The 24,861-nt window shown below is 48.4% G+C and carries 20 protein-coding genes; 15 read left to right on the forward strand and 5 right to left on the reverse strand.

All coding sequences use genetic code 11. From position 1 onward, the window contains the following. Positions 1-96 precede the first annotated feature (96 nt). The 10 genes from secA to argH all read left to right on the forward strand — a co-directional run bounded on the left by secA (position 97) and on the right by argH (position 13,502). Positions 97-2,616: a preprotein translocase subunit SecA gene (gene secA / locus AC3WTJ_RS34495; RefSeq protein WP_492525972.1), complete on the forward strand. Its 2,520-nt coding sequence runs from the start codon at positions 97-99 to the stop codon at positions 2,614-2,616. Positions 2,617-2,672: 56 nt separating this feature from the next. Next, positions 2,673-3,792, forward strand: a protein-coding gene (gene prfB / locus AC3WTJ_RS34500; RefSeq protein WP_492525974.1) for a peptide chain release factor 2 whose coding sequence is annotated in 2 segments (ribosomal slippage) — positions 2,673-2,744 and positions 2,746-3,792 — 1,119 coding nt in all. Because the reading frame shifts where the segments join, the coding sequence is not laid out codon by codon here. Between the two features lie 100 nt (positions 3,793-3,892). Beyond that, complete coding sequence (locus tag AC3WTJ_RS34505; protein WP_492526033.1) at positions 3,893-4,765, forward strand: YitT family protein; 873 nt, start codon at positions 3,893-3,895, stop codon at positions 4,763-4,765. A 653-nt stretch (positions 4,766-5,418) separates the two neighbouring features. Then, positions 5,419-6,468 carry an N-acetyl-gamma-glutamyl-phosphate reductase gene (argC, locus tag AC3WTJ_RS34510; protein WP_492525976.1) on the forward strand — a complete coding sequence of 350 codons (1,050 nt, stop codon included), beginning with the start codon at positions 5,419-5,421 and terminating at the stop codon, positions 6,466-6,468. A 26-nt stretch (positions 6,469-6,494) separates the two neighbouring features. Continuing rightward, positions 6,495-7,721, forward strand: a complete 1,227-nt coding sequence (gene argJ / locus AC3WTJ_RS34515) for a bifunctional glutamate N-acetyltransferase/amino-acid acetyltransferase ArgJ (RefSeq protein ID WP_127453298.1) — start codon at positions 6,495-6,497, stop codon at positions 7,719-7,721. A 38-nt stretch (positions 7,722-7,759) separates the two neighbouring features. Beyond that, positions 7,760-8,530: an acetylglutamate kinase gene (gene argB, locus AC3WTJ_RS34520; RefSeq protein ID WP_492526035.1), complete on the forward strand. Its 771-nt coding sequence runs from the start codon at positions 7,760-7,762 to the stop codon at positions 8,528-8,530. 22 nt (positions 8,531-8,552) lie between these two features. Further along, on the forward strand, positions 8,553-9,749 hold the full coding sequence (gene argD, locus AC3WTJ_RS34525) for an acetylornithine transaminase (protein WP_492525979.1): 1,197 nt from the start codon (positions 8,553-8,555) through the stop codon (positions 9,747-9,749). 28 nt (positions 9,750-9,777) lie between these two features. Next, positions 9,778-10,737 carry an ornithine carbamoyltransferase gene (gene argF / locus AC3WTJ_RS34530; RefSeq protein WP_492525981.1) on the forward strand — a complete coding sequence of 320 codons (960 nt, stop codon included), beginning with the start codon at positions 9,778-9,780 and terminating at the stop codon, positions 10,735-10,737. Positions 10,738-10,771: 34 nt separating this feature from the next. After that, complete coding sequence (locus tag AC3WTJ_RS34535; protein WP_492525983.1) at positions 10,772-12,010, forward strand: argininosuccinate synthase; 1,239 nt, start codon at positions 10,772-10,774, stop codon at positions 12,008-12,010. Positions 12,011-12,086: 76 nt separating this feature from the next. Continuing rightward, entirely contained in the window at positions 12,087-13,502 is a 1,416-nt protein-coding gene (argH, locus tag AC3WTJ_RS34540; RefSeq protein WP_407870149.1) for an argininosuccinate lyase, read from the forward strand. Positions 13,503-13,564: 62 nt separating this feature from the next. On the opposite strand, the gene AC3WTJ_RS34545 is transcribed toward argH, so the two are convergent. The 3 genes from AC3WTJ_RS34545 to AC3WTJ_RS34555 all read right to left on the reverse strand — a co-directional run bounded on the left by AC3WTJ_RS34545 (position 13,565) and on the right by AC3WTJ_RS34555 (position 16,845). Next, a complete protein-coding gene (locus AC3WTJ_RS34545; protein WP_492525985.1) occupies positions 13,565-14,452 on the reverse strand; it encodes a DUF4097 family beta strand repeat-containing protein in 888 nt (295 codons plus the stop codon). Between the two features lie 3 nt (positions 14,453-14,455). Next, complete coding sequence (locus AC3WTJ_RS34550) at positions 14,456-15,277, reverse strand: HAAS signaling domain-containing protein (RefSeq protein ID WP_492525987.1); 822 nt, start codon at positions 15,275-15,277, stop codon at positions 14,456-14,458. A 128-nt stretch (positions 15,278-15,405) separates the two neighbouring features. Then, complete coding sequence (locus AC3WTJ_RS34555) at positions 15,406-16,845, reverse strand: VanW family protein (RefSeq protein WP_492525989.1); 1,440 nt, start codon at positions 16,843-16,845, stop codon at positions 15,406-15,408. Positions 16,846-17,098: 253 nt separating this feature from the next. Between AC3WTJ_RS34555 and ftsE the strand changes: the two genes are divergently transcribed. The 5 genes from ftsE to AC3WTJ_RS34580 all read left to right on the forward strand — a co-directional run bounded on the left by ftsE (position 17,099) and on the right by AC3WTJ_RS34580 (position 23,129). Further along, positions 17,099-17,785 carry a cell division ATP-binding protein FtsE gene (gene ftsE / locus AC3WTJ_RS34560; protein WP_492525991.1) on the forward strand — a complete coding sequence of 229 codons (687 nt, stop codon included), beginning with the start codon at positions 17,099-17,101 and terminating at the stop codon, positions 17,783-17,785. Next, positions 17,775-18,692 (forward strand): permease-like cell division protein FtsX, encoded by a 918-nt coding sequence (gene ftsX, locus AC3WTJ_RS34565; protein WP_407870153.1) that lies wholly within the window; start codon positions 17,775-17,777, stop codon positions 18,690-18,692. Before ftsE ends, ftsX begins: the two co-directional genes overlap by 11 nt. 281 nt (positions 18,693-18,973) lie before the next feature. Continuing rightward, positions 18,974-20,164 carry a murein hydrolase activator EnvC family protein gene (locus AC3WTJ_RS34570; protein WP_127453281.1) on the forward strand — a complete coding sequence of 397 codons (1,191 nt, stop codon included), beginning with the start codon at positions 18,974-18,976 and terminating at the stop codon, positions 20,162-20,164. Positions 20,165-20,255: 91 nt separating this feature from the next. Next, positions 20,256-21,719, forward strand: coding sequence for a S41 family peptidase (locus AC3WTJ_RS34575; RefSeq protein ID WP_492525994.1), 1,464 nt, complete (start codon positions 20,256-20,258; stop codon positions 21,717-21,719). Positions 21,720-21,845: 126 nt separating this feature from the next. After that, positions 21,846-23,129: a serine protease gene (locus AC3WTJ_RS34580; protein ID WP_492525996.1), complete on the forward strand. Its 1,284-nt coding sequence runs from the start codon at positions 21,846-21,848 to the stop codon at positions 23,127-23,129. A 46-nt stretch (positions 23,130-23,175) separates the two neighbouring features. On the opposite strand, the gene AC3WTJ_RS34585 is transcribed toward AC3WTJ_RS34580, so the two are convergent. Together AC3WTJ_RS34585 and AC3WTJ_RS34590 are read right to left on the reverse strand one after the other, a co-directional pair. Beyond that, the gene (locus tag AC3WTJ_RS34585; RefSeq protein ID WP_492525998.1) at positions 23,176-23,997 is read right to left on the reverse strand and encodes a flagellar motor protein MotB; all 822 of its coding nucleotides are present in this window, start codon (positions 23,995-23,997) and stop codon (positions 23,176-23,178) included. Further along, on the reverse strand, positions 23,981-24,781 hold the full coding sequence (locus AC3WTJ_RS34590) for a flagellar motor protein (RefSeq protein ID WP_492526000.1): 801 nt from the start codon (positions 24,779-24,781) through the stop codon (positions 23,981-23,983). The genes AC3WTJ_RS34585 and AC3WTJ_RS34590 overlap by 17 nt, the downstream gene beginning before the upstream one ends. Between the last annotated feature and the right edge of the window lie 80 nt (positions 24,782-24,861).

A 24,861-nucleotide genomic window follows, 5' to 3' on the forward strand; every position in this document is an offset into this window, starting at 1 on the left:
GCAGTTTATATGAATGTAGGCCGAGGGTTTGTTGCGGCAGGGCAGTCAAAGGTGGTACAATTTAAGGATACGAATGCAATAGAAAGGGGTTCACCGATGCTAGGACTAGTGAAGAAGATTTTTGGTGATTCCAATGAACGGGAAGTTAAACGGATGTTGAAAGCCGTTGATTATATCAACGAGCTGGAAGCAGGCATTGAGCCGTTATCTGATGAAGAGCTAAGAGGCAAGACAGTGGAATTCCGCAATCGCTTGGAAAAGGGCGAGGAACTGGATGATTTGCTTCCTGAAGCTTTTGCCGTAGTCAGAGAGGCAGCCAAACGTGTATTGGGTAAACGTCATTACGACGTTCAGCTTATTGGGGGTATGGTGCTGCACGAAGGGCGTATCGCCGAGATGAGAACAGGGGAAGGGAAAACGTTAGTTGGAACACTTCCTGTCTATTTGAATGCCTTGCTGGGTAAAGGCGTGCACGTGGTAACGGTCAATGACTATTTGGCGCAACGTGATAGCGGCGAAATGGGCCAGATCTATGAATTCCTTGGTCTAACGGTCGGGGTCAATCTGCATGAACTTTCCCATGAGGAAAAGCAAGCAGCTTATGCCTGTGATATTACGTATGGAACGAACAACGAATACGGGTTCGATTACCTGAGAGATAATATGGTGCTCTACAAAGAGCAGATGGTACAGCGTCCGCTTTATTACGCGGTTATCGATGAAGTTGACTCCATTCTGGTCGATGAAGCGAGAACGCCTCTTATTATTTCGGGACAAGCTGCCAAATCAACGGATTTGTATTATTCGGCGGACCGTTTTGTGTCCAATTTGAAAATAGAAGAGGATTACACGATCGATATTAAAGTGCGTTCCGTAGCTCTTACAGAAGAAGGAGTTGCGAAAGCAGAGCGCGCATTCGGCATTGAGAACTTATTTGATCATCAGAATGTGAACATTAACCACCATGTGACTCAAGCCCTTAAAGCGCGTTTCATCATGAAACGTGATGTGGACTACGTCGTGCAAGACGACGAGGTTATGATTGTTGATGAATTTACAGGCCGTATTATGACAGGCCGTCGCTATAGTGATGGGCTGCACCAAGCCATCGAGGCCAAAGAGCAGCTGCAAGTTCAGAATGAGAGCATGACGCTTGCGACAATTACGTTCCAGAACTATTTCCGGATGTACCGCAAGCTTGCGGGTATGACCGGTACGGCGAAGACGGAAGAGGAAGAGCTCAAGAAAATTTACGGCCTTGAAGTTATCATTGTTCCAACCAACCGTCCGATGATTCGTAAAGATATGCCGGATGTTGTGTACAAGTCGGAAAATGGTAAGTTTAGAGCCGTTGTTGAGCAAATTGTGGAAAAGCACAAGCTGAATCAACCGGTTCTTGTCGGTACAGTTTCGATTGAGAACTCCGAGGTCCTTTCTGAAATGCTTAAAAAGAAAGGTGTGCAGCACAAAGTTCTCAACGCCAAATACCATGCGGAAGAAGCAGAAATCGTATCTCGTGCGGGTCAACCTGGTGCTGTAACTATCGCTACCAACATGGCAGGCCGTGGTACGGACATTATGCTTGGCCAAGGCGTACATGATATTGGTGGACTGCATATTATAGGAACAGAACGTCATGAAAGCAGACGAATTGATAATCAGTTGCGCGGTCGTGCAGGCCGTCAAGGCGACCCTGGTTCGTCGCAATTCTACCTCTCTCTAGAGGATGAATTGATGAAGCGATTCGGTGCAGAAAACATCATGGCGATGATGGATCGTCTCGGGATGGAAGAAGACCAGCCGATCGAGAGCAAGTTGATCTCGCGTGCGGTTGAATCCGCACAAAAACGCGTGGAAGGAAACAACTTCGACGTTCGTAAAGTGGTCCTTCAGTATGACGATGTGATGAACCAACAACGTGAAATTATTTATAAACAGCGCCGCGAACTGCTGGAATCTGAAAATATCCGCGAAGTCATCGAGGGTATGATTAACGCAGTAATCGAGCGCGTCGTGAAAGCACACTGTCCGGAGGAGCAAATTCCGGAAGAGTGGGAGCTTACAGAGGTCGCGAATTTCGTGAACAACAACTTCCTACAGGAAGATGCGCATATTAGCGATCAAACGATTTGGGGCAAAGAGCAAGAAGAGATCATTGATCTGATCAAAGAACTTGTCAGCAAACGTTATGACGAGCGTGAAGAAGAGATCGGACCTGAATTCATGCGTGAATTCGAGAAGGTTGTTGCGCTTCGTGCAGTAGACAGCAAATGGATGGATCATATTGATGCGATGGATCAGCTGCGTCAAGGTATCCACTTACGCGCATATGGCGGTACAGATCCGCTTCGTGAGTATCAGTTCGAAGGTTTCGAGATGTTCCAGGAGATGATTGATAACATTCGTGAAGAAGTCGCGATGTATATCATGAAAGCTCATGTTCAAAGCAACTTGGAGCGTCAAGCTGTAGCCGAAGGGCAAGCGGTGGATACGAAGAACGAAGCTGGCGGCAAGAAGCCTGTCGTACGCGACGAAGAGCAACGTATCGGACGTAACGATCCATGCCCATGCGGCAGCGGTAAAAAGTTCAAACAGTGCCACGGACAAGGCAGCTAAGCGAAGCTGACGCGATCCGGTTAGCAAAGGCACAAGAGAATAAAGAGGTGTAAGACATGCTGGAACCAGAAGTGAAACAAGATTTAAGAGAAACAGCAAAGCGACTAACCGAATTACGGGGGTCTCTTTGACTTAGATCATAAGCTGGAAGCGATCGGCGATTTTGAGGAAAAAATGGGGGCGCCGGACTTCTGGGACGATAACGAACGCGCCCAGAAGACCATCTCTGAGCTCAACGCGATCAAAAGCGTTGTGGATCAGTTTCAGGGCTTCACGAACGAGTTTGACGACCTGCAGGTCATGGTCGAGCTCGAGGAAGAGGAAAGCGATGCCGGCCTGGTGGCTGACATTGAGAAAGGCATCGCGGCCTTAAAGACCAAGCTCGAAAGCTTCGAGCTTGGCCTGTTGCTGAATCAGCCGTATGATAGGCTGAATGCGATTCTAGAGCTGCATCCAGGGGCCGGCGGCACGGAGTCGCAGGACTGGGCGGAGATGCTGCTGCGCATGTACCGCCGCTGGGCGGAGAAGCAGGGCTACAAAGTCGAGGTGCTCGACTATTTGCCCGGCGACGAAGCCGGCGTGAAGAGTGTCACGCTGCAGATCACGGGCTTCAACGCCTATGGCTACTTGAAGGCGGAGAAGGGCGTGCACCGGCTCGTGCGGATTTCGCCGTTTGATGCCTCAGGCAGACGCCACACATCCTTCGTGTCATGCGATATCATGCCTGAGATCGAGGACGATACGGAAGTTGAGATCCGTACGGAGGATCTCAAAATCGATACGTATCGGGCGAGCGGCGCCGGCGGTCAGCACATCAACACCACGGATTCGGCTGTGCGGATTACGCACGTACCGACTGGGGTCGTGGTGAGCTGTCAGCAGGAGCGTTCGCAAATCAAGAACCGCGAGAAAGCAATGAAAATGCTGCGTTCCAAGCTGTATGAGAAGAAAATCGAAGCGCAAATGAAGCATTTGGCTGAAATTCGCGGCGAACAGTCCGAAATTGGCTGGGGAAGCCAAATTCGTTCTTATGTTTTTCATCCGTACAGCATGGTGAAAGACCACAGGACATCGGCCGAGACCGGGAACGTCGGCGCTGTTATGGACGGGGATCTGGATATGTTCATTGACGCCTACCTGCGTCATCAGATTCGCAAGCCGGACAACGCGGAATAGTTGATGTTTTGTCCTTGGTGGCAAAGTGAAACGCATAACAGAAGCAATTGACGATCATCCTACACCTAACAGGTGTAGGATTTTTTGTGAGAGGAGGCCTATCGTGGCCAGAAGAGAACCACTGATACGGATAGGAAGTCCTGCACATACCGTATTTGAATATTCTTTGCTAGTTATAGGGTCATTGGTCATGGCAGCAAGCTTTAACTGCTTTTTGAACCCGAACCAAATTGCCACCGGCGGGGTTTCGGGCATTTCGACCATCATTCAACACCTTTCAGGTTTAAATCCCGCTATCACCCAATGGGCGCTGAACATTCCAATTTTCCTTTTAGCCTTATGGTTGCTGGGAGGGCACTTCGGTGTGAAGGCTGCAGTTGGTTCGGTCATATTTCCGCTATGCGTCCTGGTGACCAGCCATATAGGCGTGCCGACACACAATCCTTTGCTCGCTGCCGTTTATGGCGGAATTGGTGTCGGGCTAGGACTAGGGATTGTTTTTCGCGGACGTGGATCGACAGGCGGGCTTGGGTTGGCCGCGCAAATTTTACATAAGTACACGGGATTAAGTTTAGGATTCTCAGTTGCGGTATTTGATGGCCTGGTGATTATCACATCAGCGCTAGTGTTCACACCGGAGAATGCGCTGTACGGAATGATCGGCTTATTCGTGACGACCAAAACGATTGATATCGTGCAAGTCGGCTTCAACTACGCAAAAGTAGCTTTCATTATTTCTGACCATTCGGATGCGATTCGCAAAGCTATTTTGTTTGATTTGGATCGCGGGTTGACCGAGCTTAACGGGTCTGGCGGTTTTACCGGGGAATCCCGGAATGTGATGATGGTTGTCGTGAAGCAGAACGAGGTCAGTCGATTGAAAACGCTGGTCCAGTCGGTGGACCCGCAGGCGTTTGTCATTTTGAGCGAAACGAATGAGGTGCTGGGTGAGGGTTTTAAGCGGCATGCTTAGAAGCTTGGCGGCTGCCAAATGGGAGGAAGACGTGCTTAGGCACGTCTTTTTTGCATGGATGGACTACGGCGTATGGATATCGATAAGGCAGCTTAGTTGTTGTATTTTGTGCAACATGGCAACGAATTCTGGATAAAGCCCGGTCCTATCTTGTATAAAGTGCAATCATTTCGGTTAAAAAGCACTGTAATCAGCCCCTTTTAGCTAAAATGGTTGCACAAAGTACAATGAGGGGGAAGACTAGTCCTCAAATGTAGCGATAATGATGTATAAAGTACAACATAGAATGATCTAGAACCGCCAATCTCCAAGACTGCAGCTTCAGCTGTGCAAGAAAACGCAGTCACTGACTAGCGCAGCCTCAAAAGAGTCACAGATCACCATAAAAAAATGTTGCTTGTCCATCAATTTATTTGGGATAATATAACTGTTCGTGAATGAACAAAACGTCTATGCATATTATGAATTTTTTTCGTCCAAACGACTGCGAGAAACTCAACGTAAGATTTTTGTTGAAAAGCCGGGGAAACCCTTGATTCATATCGGATCCAAACGGATGAAAACGGAGAAAACTGGTGAAAAAAATTCATTGAATTATTATGTATATGACTGTATAATCATACATATATTTTCGGAGTAACGGGGGAATTCATATGAGTCAAATCGTTAGAGCGGCTATTATTGGGGCTACAGGGTACGGTGGCGCGGAGGTTATTCGCCTTTTGCAGGCGCATCCTCTTGTGAAAATCACTTCGGTCATCTCGACCTCGAATGCGGGTGCTCCGCTTGCTGATCATTTTCCACATTTGCAGGAAGTGGTTGTTGATATTTTGGATCAACTCGATGTTGATCTTATTGCTAGTAAATCCGATGTCGTGTTCCTGGCAACACCAGCGGGCGTAAGTGCTGAGCTTTCACCGAAACTATTGGCTGCCGGCCTGAAGGTTATTGATATTTCCGGGGATTTGAGATTGAAATCAAGCAGCGATTATGAAAAATGGTACAAAAAGAAGCCGGCTTCCGAGGAAATGTTGGCGAAGTCGATCTATGCTTTGTCTGAAGTATTCGGGGACGAAGTCAAAGGCAGCGATCTGATCGCAAATCCTGGCTGTTACCCAACAGCAACGCTTTTGGGGCTAATCCCTGCTGTAAAAGCAGGTTGGATTGATCCGTCTACGATTATCATTGATGCCAAATCGGGCGTATCCGGTGCAGGACGAGGCGTTAACCTGGGCGTGCACTACGCGGAAGTCAATGAGAATTTGAATGTGTATAAAGTGAATAAACACCAGCATATTCCGGAAATTGAGCAAGCACTTAGCCGTGTAGCGGGTAAGCCGGTTGTGACGACATTCACGACACATCTTGTGCCAATGACGCGTGGAATTATGTCCACGATGTACGCAACCGTCAATGGTGAGCATACGGCTGCTGATTTTATTGAACTCTACCGTCAATTCTATGAGGGCCGGAAGTTTGTACGGATTCGTCAAGAAGGCAAGTTCCCTTCAACGAAGGAAGTATACGGTTCTAATTATTGTGATATTGGTTTTTCCGTGGATGAGCGGACGGGTCGCGTGACGATTGTTTCCGTTATTGATAATGTCGTGAAAGGCGCTGCCGGGCAGGCCATTCAAAACTTGAATTTGATGTACGGTTGGGAAGAAACGACCGGATTGCTGTTCGCACCGGTATATCCATAAGAAGCGGAACATGTGAGGAGACGAGGATGTTGGATACAGTTAGTTTCACGGTGGTGCCTGAGGGCACAGTAACGACACCGAAAGGCTTTCGTGCAGGCGGCCTGCACTGTGGATTAAAGAAGACGGAGCGCTTTGACCTAGGCGCAATCGTATGTGATGTGCCGGCGGCAGCGGCAGGCGTGTACACGCTGAACGCGTTCCAAGCGGCACCGCTGCGCGTGACGCAAGAAAGCATCGCTCAAGGCGGCAAGCTGCAGGCCATGATCGTGAACAGCGGCAACGCCAACGCGTGCACCGGCCAGCAAGGCGAGGACGACGCATATGCGATGCGTGCAGCCAGCGCGAAGGCGCTAGGCGTAGCTGAGCATCAAGTCGGCGTGACGAGCACGGGCGTAATCGGCGAGCTTCTGCCGATGGGTAAAGTGCTGGCAGGCATCGAGCAGCTGCCGCAGCGCATTAAGCTAGACGGAGGCGAAGACTTCTGCCAGGCGATCCTGACAACGGATCTTGTGCAGAAGATGACGTGTGTCCGTCTTGTTGTTGGCGGCAAAGAGGTTCACATTGCCGGTGCAGCCAAAGGTTCGGGGATGATTCACCCGAACATGGCGACGATGCTCGGTTTCATGACAACCGACGCACCGATCGAAAGCGAATACCTGCAGCAGCTGCTTAGCAGGATCACAGATAACACCTTCAACATGATTACTGTTGACGGCGATACATCCACCAACGACATGGTCGTGGTGATGGCTAGCGGTTTGGCTGGCGGCGAGACACTGACTCCGGAGCATCCGGATTGGGAAGCATTCGCAGCAGGTTTCCAATACGTTGGCGAGTATTTGGCCAAGGCGATTGCACGCGACGGCGAGGGCGCAACGAAGCTGATTGAGACGACGGTTATCGGCGCGGAAAGCGACGAAGCAGCTCGCAAGATCGTGAAGTCAATCATCGGATCGAGCCTCGTGAAGTCCGCTGTTTACGGCGCTGACGCGAACTGGGGCCGAATCATTGCGGCTGTAGGCTACTCGGGACAGCCGGTGAATGTGAACACAGTCGATATTCGCTTGGGCGATATCGCAGTGCTGGAACAATCGCGTCCGGTGAAGTTTGATGAGGAAGCGGCACTGGCTTATTTGAAAACAGATACCATTCAAATTCATGTGAATTTACATATGGGCACTGGCAAGGCAACGGGCTGGGGCTGCGATTTGACATATGATTACGTGCGCATTAACGCGGCTTACCGCACATAAGAAGGGGACCGAACGCAGTGAAGAACAATTGCTTTGTGATGAAATGCGGAGGCAGCACGCTTGCGGCGCTGCCTGCCAGCTTTTTTGAAGATATGCGTCACCTTCAGGAGGAAGGCATCGTAACGGTTATCGTTCACGGCGGCGGCCCTGCCATTTCAGAAACGCTTGGGAAGCTGGGCATCGAGTCCGGTTTCGTGAACGGCCTGCGAGTGACGAACGAAGCGGTGCTCGACGTTGTAGAGATGGTGCTTTCCGGCCAGATCAACAAAGAGATCGTACGCCGTATTCAATTGACAGGCGCAGCAGCGCTAGGTTTGTCCGGTGTGGATGGACATTTAATTGAAGCTAAGCCGGTGGCGAACAGCCACGAGGTTGGTTTAGTCGGCGATGTGACGAAAGTGAACGCGGAGCTGATCCAAGGCATCGTGAATATGGGCTACATTCCGGTTATTGCGCCGGTTGGGCTTGGTGAAGATGGCGGACAGCGTTACAATATTAACGCGGATACGGCAGCTGGCGCGGTGGCCTCCCACCTTGGCGTGGAACAAATGGTTGTCGTGACGGACGTACCTGGCATCATGAAGACCGTAGACGGTGAGAAACAGGTGCTGCCGGTTGTGAGTGTTGCTGAGATCGAAGAAATGATTGCAAGTGGAGACATTTACGGCGGTATGATTCCGAAAGTTCGCGCAGCGATCGCTTGCATTCAAGGCAAGGTGCAGGAAGTTGTGATTGTGAATGGAGCGGAGCCGAATGTGCTTAGCAAAGTGCTGAAGGGCACGGGAATCGGTACAAGAATTGTACGATAACACTATTAAGGAGGGAATGTACATGAGTGAAACGGGTAAAAGCTCGCTCTTTCCAACGTACGCCAGATATCCAATTACGCTGGTGAAGGGGGAGGGCAGCCGACTATGGGATGATACAGGCAAGGAGTACATCGATTTGATGAGCGGAATTGCGGTAGCGAACCTCGGACATGCGCCTAAAGAAGTGAAGGAGCAGCTTGTGCAGCAGCTTGATCAGCTATGGCATGTCAGCAACCTTTTCCATATTCCGAACCAGGAAAAACTAGCTTCCTTACTTACGGCTAACAGCTGTGCGGATGCTGTATTTTTCTGTTCCACAGGAGCAGAAGCGAATGAGGCCGCAATCAAGCTGGCGCGTCGCTACAACCAAAAGGTGCTGAACAACGGTCGGTACGAGATTATTACGTTCAACATGTCATTCCACGGACGGACGCTGGCGACATTGACCGCTACAGGTCAAGACAAAGTGAAGGAAGGCTTCCATCCGCTTCCTGAGGGCTTCGTATATGCGCCTTATAATGATATCGAGGCTGTTCGCAGTCTTGTGAATGACAAAACATGCGCGATCATGTTGGAGATGGTACAAGGGGAAGGCGGCGTATTGCCGGCTGATCCGGAATTCGTGAAGCAATTGGCAGAGCTGTGCAAACAGGAAGGCCTGCTTTTGATAGCGGATGAAATCCAAACGGGCGTAGGGCGTACGGGCAAGCTTTTTGCCTACGAACACTATGGTGTTGAACCTGACATTTTCACATTGGCCAAAGGGCTGGGCGGCGGATTCCCGATTGGGGCTATGCTGGGGAAAGCTTTCCTTGCTGAAGGTTTTAGCGCTGGCAGTCATGGTTCGACATTTGGCGGAACGCCGATTGCGACGGCTGCAGGTTTTGCGGCTGTGGATACGATTCTTGCCCAAAAGCTGCCGGAACGCGCAGCAGAGTTAGGGGAGTATACGATCAAGAAGCTGGAAAGCAAGCTTGCCGGCAATCCGCTAATCGCGAAAATTCGCGGTATCGGGCTTTTGATCGGGATTGAGTGCACGCAACCTTCAGGTGAAATGATTAGTGAAATTCATAAAAAAGGCGTGCTCGTTATTCCAGCTGGACCAAACGTTATTCGTTTAGTGCCGGCCTTAAATATACCGCAAGAAGATTTGGATCAAGGGCTGGATGTGCTGTGCGCGGTCCTTGCAGAGAAGGCATCTACGATCAGCAGCATCTAGGGAAGTAACAGGAGAGAGGTTGAATGAAATGAATATTACCTTACAAGAAGAAATGGCTGCCCAATTGAAGGGCAAAGATTTCCTTGCTTTGGCTGACTATACACCGGAAGAAATCGAATACTTAATTCACTACGGGATCGAGCTTAAGCGTAAGCAAAAGGCTAGAGAGCCTCATGCTGTGCTTGCCGGCAAGACACTCGGGATGATTTTCGAGAAATCCTCTACGCGTACGCGTGTTTCGTTTGAAGTGGGGATGTACCAACTGGGAGGTCAGGCATTATTTTTGAGCAAAAACGACCTGCAGCTTGGACGCGGTGAAACGGTTTGGGATACGGCACAAACGCTGTCCCGTTACCTTGATGGCATTATGATTCGCACGTACGAACACCGTAAAGTGATCGATCTTGCGCGTGGAGCGACGGTTCCGGTTATTAACGGCCTGACGGATTATGCGCATCCTTGCCAAGTGATGGCGGATTATCAGACTGTTCTTGAGAAAAAGGGCCGTCTCAAAGGCATTAAAGTAGCTTACATCGGGGACGGCAACAACATGGTGCATTCCTTAATGGTGGGGGCAAGCAAATTGGGGATGGACTTCGCGATTGCTTCTCCTGAGGGGTATGATCCTGATCAGGAAGTGATTCAGAATTCCAAGGAAAATGCTGCGCATTACGGCGGCAGTGTACTTCTGACACGCGATCCTCGCGAAGCGATTGAAAATGCGGACATCGTCTACACGGATGTATGGGCGAGCATGGGCTTCGAGGCTGAGCAGCAGGAGCGGGAGATTGCTTTTAAAAACTACCAAATCAACAAAGATCTGGTGAAGTACGCCAAATCGGATTACTTGTTCATGCACTGCCTGCCTGCACACCGCGGGGAAGAAGTGAGCGAAGGTGTCATTGACGGCGCACATTCCATTATTTTCGACCAAGCAGAGAATCGTCTTCATGCGCAAAAGGCTATTATGGCCGCGACCATGATATAATAAATAGATAGAGGAAACGGAGAGATTAGTAGACATGGCTAAGGAAAAAATCGTGCTCGCCTATTCCGGCGGGTTGGATACTTCGGTAATTTTGAAATGGCTTAAAGAGACTTACGACGCTGAAATCATCGCGTTCACGGCAGATATCGGGCAAAAGGATGAGCTCGACGGTCTGGAAGAAAAAGCGCTCGCAACCGGCGCCTCCAAAATCTACATCGACGACCTGCGCGACGAGTTCGCGAAGGACTTCATCAACCCGATGTTCCAAGCAGCGGCTTTGTACGAGGGGCAATATCTGCTCGGTACGAGCATTGCGCGTCCTTTGATTGCGAAGCGCATGGTTGAAATCGCACGCGCAGAAGGCGCAACGGCGATTGCACATGGTGCAACCGGCAAAGGAAACGACCAAGTGCGTTTCGAACTAACAGCTGCGGCGCTTGCTCCTGAGATTTCGGTGATTGCGCCTTGGCGTTTGGAAGAATTCCGCGAGCAGTTCCCGGGCCGCGCTGAAATGATCGCATATGCCGAGAAACATGGCATTCCGGTAACGGCATCCGCTGCGAAGCCGTATTCGACAGACCGCAACTTGCTGCACATCTCCTTCGAAAGCGGCATGCTGGAGGATCCTTGGTTTGATCCATCCGCTACATCCAACAAAGATATGTTCGTGCTGAGCGTTGACCCTGAGGATGCGCCAGACCAAGCCGAATACATTGAACTTGAGTTTGAAAAAGGCGACTGCGTTGCGATCAACGGTGCGAAATTGACGCCGCTTCAAGTGATGGAAACATTGAATGAAATCGGCGGCAAGCATGGTATCGGCCGTGTAGATATGGTAGAAAACCGCTTCGTCGGCATGAAGAGCCGCGGCGTGTACGAAACGCCAGGCGGTACGATCCTGTTCACGGCTCACCGCAAAATGGAGTCCTTGACGATGGACCGCGATGTGATGCATCTTCGTGACTCTCTGATCTCCAAATATGCAAGCCTTGTATACAACGGTTTCTGGTTCGCTCCAGAGCGTTTGGCGATTCAAGCGCTTGTTACAGAAAGCCAAAAGAACGTATCCGGTACAGTTCGTTTGAAATTGTACAAAGGCAACGTTATCGGAGCTGGCGTGAAAAGTCCGGTATCCTTGTACAATCCGGATATTGCGACAATGGAAGCTGATCCGACGAAAGCTTACGATCAAGGCGATGCGACTGGCTTCATTCACTTGAACGCCCTTCGTTTGAAAGTATCTTCGGGTGTTGAGCAAAACGCTAAGAAGTAAGTTAACATAGGCTATGAAACCGGGCTTTCCCTCGTGGAAAGCCTTTGGGCTGTAAAATAGAGAGGAGTGGATGCACGTGTCAAAACTATGGGGTGGACGATTTACGAAGCAAACCGACCAATTGGTTGAAGAATATACAGCATCAATTATGTTTGATAAGGAGCTTGCGGAGGAAGATATTCAAGGCAGCTTGGCGCACGTGACGATGCTTGGCAAATGTGGCATTCTTCCTGCGGATGATGTCGAGAAAATCAAGGATGGCCTCTACGCGGTTCAAGGCATGATTCGCCGCGGCGAGCTGGAGTACACGATTCAGAATGAAGATATTCACATGAATATCGAAAAAACGCTGATCGATTTGATCGGTCCTGTTGGCGGCAAGCTGCATACGGGCCGCAGCCGTAACGATCAGGTGGCGACGGACATGCATCTGTACCTGCGCAAACGGGTAGTCGAGTTCGTTGGACACCTTATCAAGCTGCAGGAAGCTCTTCTTGATCAAGCGAAGAAAAACATCGATACGATTATCCCGGGATATACGCATCTTCAGCGTGCGCAGCCGATTCTGTTCGCCCACCACATGATGGCTTATGTCAGCATGTTCCAGCGTGACCTTGAGCGCTTGCAGGACAGCTACAAGCGCGTAGACATCCTGCCGCTGGGCGCTGGCGCGCTAGCCGGCACGACGTTCCCGATCGACCGCCATTTCGTGGCGGAGCAGCTCGGGTTCGGACGCGTATACGAGAACTCCCTGGATGCGGTCAGCGACCGCGATTTCATCTTGGAGTTCCTCTCTAACGCGTCCATGATCATGATGCACCTTTCTCGCTTCAGCGAGGAAATGGTGCTCTGGTCTTCCACCGAGTTCGCGTTCGTTGAACTCGATGATGCTTTCTGCACCGGCAGCTCCATCATGCCGCAGAAGAAAAACCCGGACGTGGCGGAGCTCGTCCGCGGCAAAACAGGCCGCGTCTACGGCAACTTGTTCGGTCTGATGACCGTGCTGAAGTCGCTGCCGCTGGCGTATAACAAGGACATGCAGGAAGATAAGGAAGGCATGTTCGATACAGTTCGTACGCTGCAAGGCGCGCTTCAACTGTTCGCTCCAATGGTCGCTACCATGAAAGTGAACACGGATCGGATGAGACAAGCCGTGAACCAGGACTTCTCGAACGCTACGGACATCGCCGATTACCTTGTTAACAAGGGGCTGCCATTCCGTCAAGCTCACGAAGTTATCGGCAAAACGGTGCTGTATTGCATCCAGAACAAAAAATACTTACTCGATATGAGCATCGAGGAGTTCAAAACGTTCTCAACGCTGTTTGAGTCCGATATTTATGCCGTGCTGCAGCCGGAACAAGTCGTGAATGCACGTAATGTATACGGCGGAACGGCAAGCAATCAAGTATCGGAAGCTATTGCCCGCGCCGAGCAAGTGTTGGCGCAATCCAATGAGTGGTTGCAAACCTATTTGGAGAAGAGCAAATAAGTTTAAGTATAAAAAAGCCTTCAACGTCATCCGTATGGATGACATTGAAGGCTTTTTGCTGTTTATCTGCCCGTAACCGAGATATACCCGGTGTCGACGCGAATTTTCACTTTTTTGCTGCCATCCCCGAGGGTACCTTTGGCTGAGTGATGGTCTTCCCGATCTACAGTAAGACCAGGCACTTCCAGATTGGCGCTGCCCGTATCGGCGCTTAGATCGAAGCTCACATTTTTAGGCGTAGGCTCAAGTGTAAGGCGGACACTGCCTGTGTCGGATTCAAGGGAGACTGAATCGCCGATATCGCTTAATTTTGCCGTGATGCCACCTGTATCTGTCTTGATCTTGACCTCGCCTTGTCCTTCTTGGATGTGAATATTCCCCGTATCCGCTTGAAGATTCAATTGTTTGCCTTCATAGCGGTCAAGTGAAATGTTGCCTGTATCCGTGTTGGCTGTTAACTTCTCAGATTTGAGATCATTGAAGTTGATATTACCTGTATCGGAAGTCACGGTGATGGCTTTGTACATTTTATCCGGTAGGGAGACTTCAGTTTTGAGCCCAAAGCCGCGGCCGGCAATCAAATTTTTGAGTTCGGTGATGTCAAAACCAAAATTGATGCGATCTTTTTCTTTCGTGCAAACATCAACCCGCCATACATTGCTTCCTTCTGTGGCTGCGTCAATCGTGCATTCATTCGCGTTAGCTTCCCGCACCGTACCGACTAGGCGTACTTTAATTTCATCGCCGTTTGTTGGGACGAAAGTGATGCTCGAGTCATCGTTTTGAAGGATGAGAGTGTCGATATTTGCCGCAGCGATCTTCTTCTCGATATTAATGTTGGAGACGCCTGCATTCAAGTCTAAGGTTTTGAACGAAACAGCCGCACCGATGAGTCCAACGGCCAGGCAGGTAAAGCCGGTTATTAAGAAAAATTTATATCTGCTTTTCACGGCTTAAGCCCCCTTAATTAATTTGGCATTGAACTGGATGTACGCCCGGGTGATTTTGAAAAATAGTTGGAACAGCCAAGTACTGAGTGTAGTGAGAATGACGCCTAACCCGAAGCATGCCAACATGGCAAAACCAATGAACTGCAGATCACTGCCTACGTGCTCCATAAAGCTGCCAAGCATACCGGCGATCGGAGCGACGATTAGTGCAAAGCCCGAAGCGAATAAGGCAATTAATGCTACCAAGATACCGAACCATGGGCCAACAACGAACAGGAGGTTGAAAAAGCCGAGCGCAATGCTGACGATAATCGCCTTCAGCCCTGTTTCCTGCTTAGCCGGATAAGGGTAAGGAGGTTGCTGTGCGTAATAAGGATTTTCATAAGGCGGCGGCGTATAGGAAGGAGGTGTATAGCCACCGGCTTCTGGTGCCTGCTTTGGTGCCGCTGGCTCGGGTTTTGTATATACTTTCTCAAGCGGTGGAGCTTTTGGTGCTTGAGGAGCCTGAGGAGCTTGATGTGCTTGATGTGCTTTAGGTGTTGGAGGTGTTTGAGGCGCTTTAGGTGGTATAGGAGCTTGAGGAATTGACTCCTGTTTTGCACTTTTTGCAGACTCCGGGTGGCTGACCGTTGAGGCATCTTTCTGTGCGTCCCAGTTAGGAATTCGCGGATAACCTAGCGATTGTGCCACCTCATCCTCGTGTTTGCCGTTCTCAATCGCTTTTTGGAACAATTCCTCGTAGACAGACAATATATTTTGGCGCTCCTTCTCTGGAAGTCCGCGCAGTCGATAGTTGAGTTCTTTGAAATAATCAATCTTGCTCATCGTTCATCCTCCTTATCTCAAATTGCGTACTCTTATCATAATAAAAAAAAGTCATAGTGACCTAGTAACTACAGTCACATGACCTTTAGATGTTTGACCCTTTTTATGGTTCAAAATAGTCACAAAGATTACCGGAAGGAAGGTCCTTTGACGCCGTCTTCCAAAATGGGTTGTGGCTCAGGTGCGCCACCTAATTCAGGTTTGATATCGCCCCGGTTAGAGGCGACCAAGGTCGGCACCGGAGAGTACTGATCCTTCGAGATGAGTTCTTTGCTGACGAAAACGCCGTTTTCCCTTTTAATCCGATAGGTTTCAACTTTGTAACCTGCTTTACCCGTACTGATGGGTCGAGTGGCTCCTGGGGCTAGCGTTGTATTATGCAAGTATTTAACTGGAGGTTGAATCGTCTCTGTGACGTTTGATTCTATGTCATATGTGATCGAAGGAGACATGTGTCCGAACAGCTTGACGGTGACGTCCCGATCCGTTGTGACGGTGCGAATCAATAGATAGGCATCGGTATTGTTGCGAAATTTGAAATTGATGTAGCCGTTGGCAAAAGTCGCATCTTGTCCAAGCGTGACGTAGCTGACAGGCAGGGAGTGGTTACGGCGCTCAACAATAGCAAGCCCACTGCGCAGTACAGCATTGTACAGTGTTGTCGATACTTGGCATATGCCTCCGCCGATACCGGGAACCAGCTTGCCGTTAAGGATAACTGGCGCTTCCTTATAGCCGAACGTGGTTTCAGTCTGTGCAATGATTTTACTATAGTCAAACGTTTCTCCTGGTGCCATGAGTAAGTCTTGAATGGACGCGGCGGTAGACCGAATGTTATGAATCCGTCCTTCACCGGAAGCGGGAAACGTGGTCGTAAACTCGGATATTTTACGGTCGATGCCCTGCTGCTTCAATGTTTCTACGGTTACGGCGGGACTCTGCTCGTATAAGGGCAGCGTCAATCGAACGGGTGCCGCGTTGTGAATATACGAAATGGAGGGAGCAACTTCTTGCAGGTGTTCCCCCAAATGTACGGTGTCAATGCGTAGTACTCTGTGTTCCGGTTCATAATTTAACGAGTCCTGAGCGGTCACGATCCGCTTCGCCGGCGCAGGCTGCTGGCTATAAAGGTCTTTCCATGCCTCTTTCAACGCTGCGTTTAGCTGATTTTCGTTCACGGTGACCTCAATCGGGATATCGGCATGACGAAGCTCCCAGCGGGCTTTTATCCGTTGCAAGGGTGAAGCTTCGAACAATTGGGCGATTGACTGGGTAAGCGCATCATTGTGGTATTCGACGCCTAGCTGTCTAAGGGTCAATTGCCGATTGGCAATGTCCGGATAGGAGGTTTGCAATTGGACAGGAAAAGCGTTTAACAGTTCAAGCCTCTCCTCGTATTGCTGCTGGAACGTATCATAAGGCATGCCGCCGACGCGCCAGCCGGCAACCGTAAATTTCGGAGGCAGTGTGCTCTGAGAACCATACAGGTATAGACCGATACTTATAGAGCTTAGCAGTCCTATTGTGATCGTCGCATAGAAGGTGGCTTTTCTAATGAGGGGTGGCATGTGCAGCGGCTCCTTTACATACGAATGAGTGAAAGGCCTGTACTACCATATGTATCTTCTTTCCGATCAATTTATTACTAAAACCTTGTGACCCTTAAATGTGTACAAATCATGATATAGTGACAGTAAACAACAGGAATTTTGAACGATTTTAGAAGGAATTTCCGACTTCGTGTCGAACTCCTTAAAGCTGTCTGTACAGCAGAGAGACTTTAGGCTTCGCTTAAGGACCCCTATATTAGGATGTGATATTGTGATCGAAATGCAGGACGTATGGAAAACGTACTCCAACGGTACTCATGCATTGAGAGGGATTAATGTAAAAGTAGACCGCAACGAGTTTGTCTATGTTGTCGGACCTTCCGGGGCTGGTAAATCGACATTTATGAAATTGATGTATAGAGAAGAAAGACCGACCAAGGGCCAAATTTTCGTGAATGGATTCAATTTAGAAAAGCTGAAACAGCGTAAAATACCTTTTTTGCGTCGAAATATCGGAGTTATTTTCCAAGATTATCGATTGCTGCCGAAGCTGTCTATTTTCGACAATGTAGCCTTTGCTATGGAAGTAATTGAAGCACCGAAGAAACAAATCAAGAAACGTACGATGGAAGTGCTTGAACTGGTGAGGCTGAAGGACAAAGCAAATTCGCTTCCCTCACAACTATCCGGCGGTGAGCAGCAGCGTGTCGCCATTGCCCGGGCAATAATCAACAATCCATCCGTCATTATCGCCGATGAACCGACAGGAAATCTCGACCCTGAGACATCGTGGGGGATTATGAAACTTATGGAGGAAATTAACTTCCGTGGTACGACAATCGTCATGGCTACGCATAACAAGGAAATCGTAAATACGATGCGTAAAAGAGTCATTGCAATCGAGAATGGCATTATTGCTCGTGACCAGTTACGGGGGGAATACGGCTATGAAGATTAGTACATTCTCCCGGCACTTGCGGGAAGGTACGCGGAATGTTGTCAGGAATGGATGGATGACGTTTGCGTCGATTAGTTCAATCGCAATCTCGTTGTTCATTTTAGGAATATTCGTACTAATAACATTGAATGTCAATGATATTGCCAGTCAAATTGAGGATCAAGTTGAGATTAACGTGTACCTGGAGGTTAACACCCCTCAGGATCAAATCACAGAGCTGCAGACCCAAATTCAAGGTTTACAAGGAGTCAAAACGATCAAGTTCGTTTCGAAAGAAGAAGGACTTGTCTATTTGCGTCAAAAGTTAGGGGAAAGCGGCAAAGCTTTGCTTGATGGTTTTGAAGGAGAAAACAATCCGCTGAATGATGCATTCACGGTTGAGGTGGATGATCCCCGTAATGTAGCCGTGGTTGCGGATCAGATTAGCGCACTTAACGCAGATAAGGATCCAAAGCCTATTTATAAAGTGAATTATGGCAAAGGGACTGTTGAAGCTTTATTCAAAGTAACGCAAATTGTTCGTTGGGTCGGCTTTGGGATTGTGATTTTGCTCTCCTTTACGGCGGTGTTCTTGATTGCCAACACGATTAAAATTACGATTTTAGCCCGTCGCAAAGAAATTTCAATTATGAAAATGGTTGGAGCGACGAATTCATTTATTCGTTGGCCGTTTTTTATAGAAGGAGCTTTACTTGGATTTGTGGGTTCACTCATTCCTGCTGCAATCATTCTCGGTGGATATTGGAAGTTGCTGAACTTAAGTTCTTTGAACTTAAATTTATTGATGATCGAGCTGACACCTTTCGGAAAAATTGCTCCTACGATGATTGCTTTATTGCTAGGTATTGGAATCGTCATTGGCGTCTGGGGGTCCCTAATCTCCGTCCGCAAATTCCTCCGCGTCTAATAAGGGGGCTTTAAAAACCGACTTTGATAACGAAGTTATTCACTGTAGCATACTCGGCGTCGAATCTTGAACGAAAATGGGGTAGTCCGGTACTCATGTAGCTCGCTACACTCCGTTTCCTCCTACACCCATTTTCGTCCAACCTTCTCGGTTCTGAAAGCCGGTTTTTAAAGCTTTATTTATGTTTTCAAAGATTCATAGATTCAAAGATAAGAGAATAAGAGATTTGAGATGAAGTCCAAAAAAAGCATCATGTTTTTGATGATGAGGAGGCTACGTGCTTGAAGAAGAAGATTCTACCCTTGGTGATGTCATTTGGAATTGCCGCTTCGCTAGCGGTGCCATATGCAGGTTATGCCGCATCTACAACGGATAAGATCGATCAGCAGTTGACTCAACTTAAGAAGCAGAAGGCAGAAGCGCAGCAGAAGGCGAAAGACGCCGAGAATCAGATAGATAAAGTACATTCTGAGAAAGATCAAGCCACCAAGGATATGAATACGCTTGTCCAACAAGTCAATGAGGCCAGTAAAAAGCTTACGCTGTTGAATGAGCAAATCGATCAAGTTACCGATACGTTAGAGGAAAATGGGAAACAGCTGGATGAGGCGATAGCACGGGTAGAAAGTCGCGACCAAATGCTGAAATCCCGCGTGCGTTTGATGTATATGAACGGTTTTGTTTCCTACATGGACGTTGTTCTGAGCGCTACTAGCTTTTCTGATTTCTTGAACCGGATTGAGGCTTTGAAATCTATTGTAAATCAAGATAAAGTCGTGCTAGAAGCAAATAAGAAAGATAAAGAGATTGTCGCTAAGAAAAAGGAAGAGACCGAGCAGCAGCTCGAAAAGGTCAAAAAGCTCTACGCAGATGCAGATGCATTAAGAGATGATCTGCAGGCGAAGGAGAAAGCGAAAGAAGTCAAAATTGCTTCGCTTACGAAGCAGGAGAAGACGCTTGAAGATATTTCGGAAGAGAGCGACAAGTTAATTACGCAATTGGCGAAGCAAGAGGCGGATCTTCAAGCGAAGAAACGTGCTGCGACCAAAGCGAAGTCTCCTTTCACTTACGCTGGAGGCAAGTTAGGTTACCCTCTGGCAGCGCAAGCGCCGCTTACGTCAGATTTTGTTAACCGGATTAATCCCGTTACAGGTAAAGCCGAGAATCATAAGGGCATAGATCTAGGCGCTCCAAAAGGGACAAGCATTCTTGCTGCGGAGAACGGCTCCGTCATTTACGCTTCGTGGATGAACGGTTACGGGAACTGCGTTATCGTCGATCACGGCAATGGATTATGGACACTGTACGGCCATATTATGAACGATGGCATCTATGTCAAAGTGGGCGATACAGTCAAACGTGGGCAGAAGATTGCCGGAGTTGGCTCGACAGGGCAATCGACAGGAAACCATCTGCATTTCGAGGTTAGGCTGAACGAAACTCCGACCGATCCTAAACCGTTCTTGCGATAGGACAACTTGGTTATAAAACGGGAAGAGCTTGTCATATACTACAAACAAGCGAACCCGAATGGGTTTTAGGAAAAAGGTGGTGAATCACGCTTTGCAATTCAAAGGGCGCACGGTCATTGTTTTTGTATTGTTAGCTATGTTTGCAAGTAGTATTGTGACATTGACGGTAGTCGATCCATCCTTCACATGGGGGCGGAGTGAGCAGCCAACGGGCAGTGCAGCCGACTCTACAGGATCTTCGGCAGGACTGTCGAGCAAGGATTTGAGTAAAATCTCTACAACCTTTCAACTGATCGAAAGTAAATATTTGAAACAGCCGGATCATGATAAGCTCGTTAACGGCGCGATCAACGGCATGCTGGAATCTCTGGAAGATCCGTTCACGGTCTATATGGATCAGAAGGAGGCGAAGCAGTTCGATGAAAGTATTACGTCCTCTTTTCAAGGGATAGGGGCTGAGGTATCAATTGAGGAAGGCAAGTTCGTCATCGTTTCCCCAATTAAGGGCTCTCCAGCGGAGAAAGCAGGCATTCAGGCCAAAGATGTCATCCTCTCGGTGAACGGAGAAAAGCTGGATGGTCTGACGCTTAACCAAGCGGTCATGAAGATCCGTGGTCCGAAGGGAACGCAAGCGAAGCTGGATCTTCTTCGTCAAGGTGCCGGCGATCCGGTTCAAGTGATTGTAGTCCGCGATAATATTGATGTGGAAACTGTCTACGGAGAAATGATGCAGGATCAAATTGGAAAAATTGAGATTCGCCAATTCTCCTCGAATACGGCCGTACGCTTTGCGGAAGAATTGAAGAATCTTGAAGCCAAAGGCATGAAGGGACTCGTTATCGATGTTCGCAATGACCCGGGCGGACTTTTGAACGTCGTTGTCGACATTGTGAATCCTTTTGTGAAAAGCGGCAAACCGATCGTTCAAGTGGAGAATCGGGACGGCAAGCGGGAGCCGACGCCTTCCACGGGAACAGGCAAAAATTATCCGGTTACGGTATTGATCAATAAAGGCAGCGCCAGTGCTTCGGAGATTTTGGCAGGTGCTTTCCAAGAAGCGGTTGGAAGTAAAATTGTCGGTGAAACTTCTTACGGTAAAGGGACGGTTCAAGTCACTTTTGAGAAGGAAATGGGCGACGGCAGCAACATCAAGATGACCGTCTACAAATGGTTGACGCCAAACGGCAATTGGATTCACAAAACCGGTATTCAACCGGATATCGCGGTAGAACAACCGGCTTATTTCAAAGCGGCGCCGCTTTCCAAGAAAACTGCGCTTAAACAAGATATGACGAGCGATGATGTGAAAAATTTGCAGCTGATGCTCGCAGGTCTTGGTTTTAATCCGGAACGTTCCGACGGTTATTTCAATGAGAAAACAACGACAGCCGTGAAAGCTTTCCAACGGACGAACAGCTTGCCGATGACCGGTGAAGTCGATACGGAAACCGCGAACAAAATCGAGAAGCTGTTATTGGAGCAAATTCGTGAGCCTAAGAACGATTTGCAGTTGAAGGCCGCAATTGCACAAATTCAAAAGCAACTCGGGAAATAATTGTTAGTGAGATATTGGAAATTCGCAGCGCAAGGCAGGAAAATGAGCCCTCGCAGTCGAAATAGAGTAGGAAGGGTGCTTAGGCAGCCTTCCTATTTTCTTTATATCGAGGAGACCGGAATCGTTATGGATGTTCTGATTCAACTCTTGGAGAGGCTGCTTCATGCGGTAGGGCAGCTGTTTGCGAATCCTTTCTACTATATAGGTGTTTTATTTATCGTGCTGCATTATCGAAAGCAAATTCAAATGGAACGTAAGTTATTTCATACACGCCTGCATTCTCTACTCAATGAGACGTGGCGAACGGTCTTTTGGGGATGGATTGGGGGGCTGTGTGCGTCTGTGCTTTTGCTGTTCGTAGGCGTAAACATTCAATTTGATGTGGTTATTTTATTGTGGGTTATCACGGTTATCCTAGTCTTACTCAGAGTGAGATTCCTTTGTTTGGCTTACGCAGTTGGCATCCTGGGAGTGGCCCAAGTGATCTTGTCATGGATTCCGGATATGGCTAGTCTGAAAGAGACATTGCCGATGTTGGATATTGTCAGGCATGCGGATATGCCTTCTTTGCTTGCCATTGTAGCTGTGCTTCATCTGCTGGAGGGGATGCTTACTCATTTCCAAGGAGCGCGTATGGCGACACCGTTATTTCTGGAGGGTAAACGCGGGCAAATCATCGGAGGGCAGCAGCTGCAAGGCTTCTGGCCTGTGCCGTTATTTTTAATAGTACCTTTGACGGGCGGTAGCGACATAAGCTTACCTTGGACAACGTTGTTCGGTGCGGATCTCGCCTCAGGATGGACGTTACTTGCTTTCCCGGCGATGATCGGATTCACGGAATTAACGATCTCGAAGCTGCCTCGTAAGCAAGCACGTTCAAGTGCTAATTTGCTCTACTTATATGGCATAATTTTGCTGGCTGCCGCGGTTGCTGCGCATTTTTGGTCGGTGATTGTACTGTTAGGGGCTTTGCTAAGCATAGTGCTGCATGAGGGATTAATTCGCTATAACCAATGGATGGAAGAGAAACAAATTCCTTTCTATGTCCATTCAACACGAGGGCTTATGGTGCTCTCCGTTGTTCCTAACAGCCCTGCGCAGGAAATAGGGATCCAAACGGGTGAAATCATTCATAAAGTAAATGGCTACAAAATTAAGACAAAGTCTGATTTGCATTTAGCTATGGGGCTGAACTCGGCCTTCTGTAAGCTGGAAATCTTGAATGAGGAAGGCGAGGTTCGCTTTCTGCAGCGGGCAATCTTTAACGGCGATCATCACCAACTTGGCATTATTTTAGCTCCGGACCAAGAGGCTTTGTACTTCACAGAGCATAGACCTGTGCATCTATTTTCTTATTTGCGAGGGAAATTAACTGGTTTGCTGAAGAATGATTCGACGAAATCGATGTAAAAAAGAAGACCCTATCTCACTAAAATTAGGAGGTAGGGTCTTTTGTTTATTTCGGTACACTGGTTGGAGCCAGTGCATCACGCAGGACAATGATTTCAACGCGGCGGTTTTTGCTGCGGTTCTCATCGCTGTCGTTTGGAACCTTTGGCATTGTATCAGCGTAGGCTGTCGCAATGAATTTGTTATCATTCAGCTTGGCCGTATCACTGAAATAGCGCAGCACCGATAGGGATCGGGCGAAGGAGAGTCCCCAGTTATCTTTGTATGGAGAGCCGGTTGCGAGCGGTAAATCATCGGTATGGCCTTCAATGCTTACCTTACTGTTTAGCGTCGGGAAGAGAGAGGCGAGCTTTTGCAGAATAGGGGCCGAGCCACCTTTGAGATCTGCTTTTCCTAAATCAAATAAAAACAAATCATTCAGTGTAATCGCTACACCGCGTTCTGTATCACTTGCGGACACTTGCGCCTCCAGATTTTGATCCTTAATGTATGCTTGTACTTGTTTTAAAAGATCTTGAAGTTCTTTCTCGCGCTTTTCTTTCTCGTTCTCATCAGGTTTTGCTTTATCTTTTTCTTCCTTCTGATCGTTTATATTTTGCTTGGTATAATCTTTGTCCTTGCTGTCGGAGTCGCCTTGCTTCGGAGTCATTTGGCCGCTAATGCCGCTTCCTTTGTCCAAAACAGAGTCGGCTTTCTGGAACTGCAGGTTTAATACTTGCGCCAGAACGGCATACTTTTGAACATCGACCTTACTCATCGCATACATAATGATGAAGAAAACGAGCAGAAGGGTGATTAAGTCAGCATAAGTAATGAGCCATCTTTCATGATTGACGTGCTCTTCTTGCTTCTTACTTCTCCTCGCCATAATCGGCTTCCTCCTCTACCGCTGGTGCTTTCTTGGACGATTTTTCGTGGAGGAAGGAGGTCAGTTTTTTCTTAATCAATTGCGGGTTTTCGCCGGCTTGCAGAGCAAGAATGCCTTCAAGCATCAGTTCCATTTCGGCAACCATTTCCTTGCCGCGCACTTTAATTTTGGTTGCAAGCGGCAGATAAATTAAGTTGGCGCTCATAACCCCATATAGAGTAGCTGTGAAGGCAACAGCGATGGCTGGGCCAAGACTAGAAGGATCTTCGAGATTGCCTAGAACGTGAATGAGTCCCATAACGGTTCCGATAATCCCCATCGTTGGCGCATAGCCGCCTCCAGCTTCGAATATTTTCGCCATATTATCAACCTGATGCTCAATGGCATCCATTTCGAGCTCGAGAATTTGTCTGGTCAATTCGGGATCTGTTCCATCTACGACCATAAGCAGACCGTCCTTCAGGAAAGGATTGGTATGCTCCTGAGCGCGCTGCTCGAGAGCAAGTACACCTTCTCTTCGTGCAATGGAAGCCATGTCTACTAGTTCTTCAATTGTAGCAGCTGGATCTCTCTTAACTTCTTTGAAGGCAATGCCCAGAGCCTTAGGGATTTTCGCGAGAATAGAAAGAGGAAAGCTGACTGCTACTGCTCCAAAAGTACCGCCGAAAACAATTAACATCGCGCTTGGGATAATTAATGAACTAATGTGGCCGCCATCCCACATGTAACCGCCAATCAAACCTACAAGACCTAAGACTAATCCTAAAACTGTTGTCAAATCCATGACTTTACCACTCCTATTTAGCGTAAAAAGAATTGGGGCCCTACAGGTGGCCTGATGCAAGTGTTTTGGTGTCTCTTGAT

The organism is Paenibacillus sp. FW101-FHT12H11 (genome assembly GCF_058790355.1).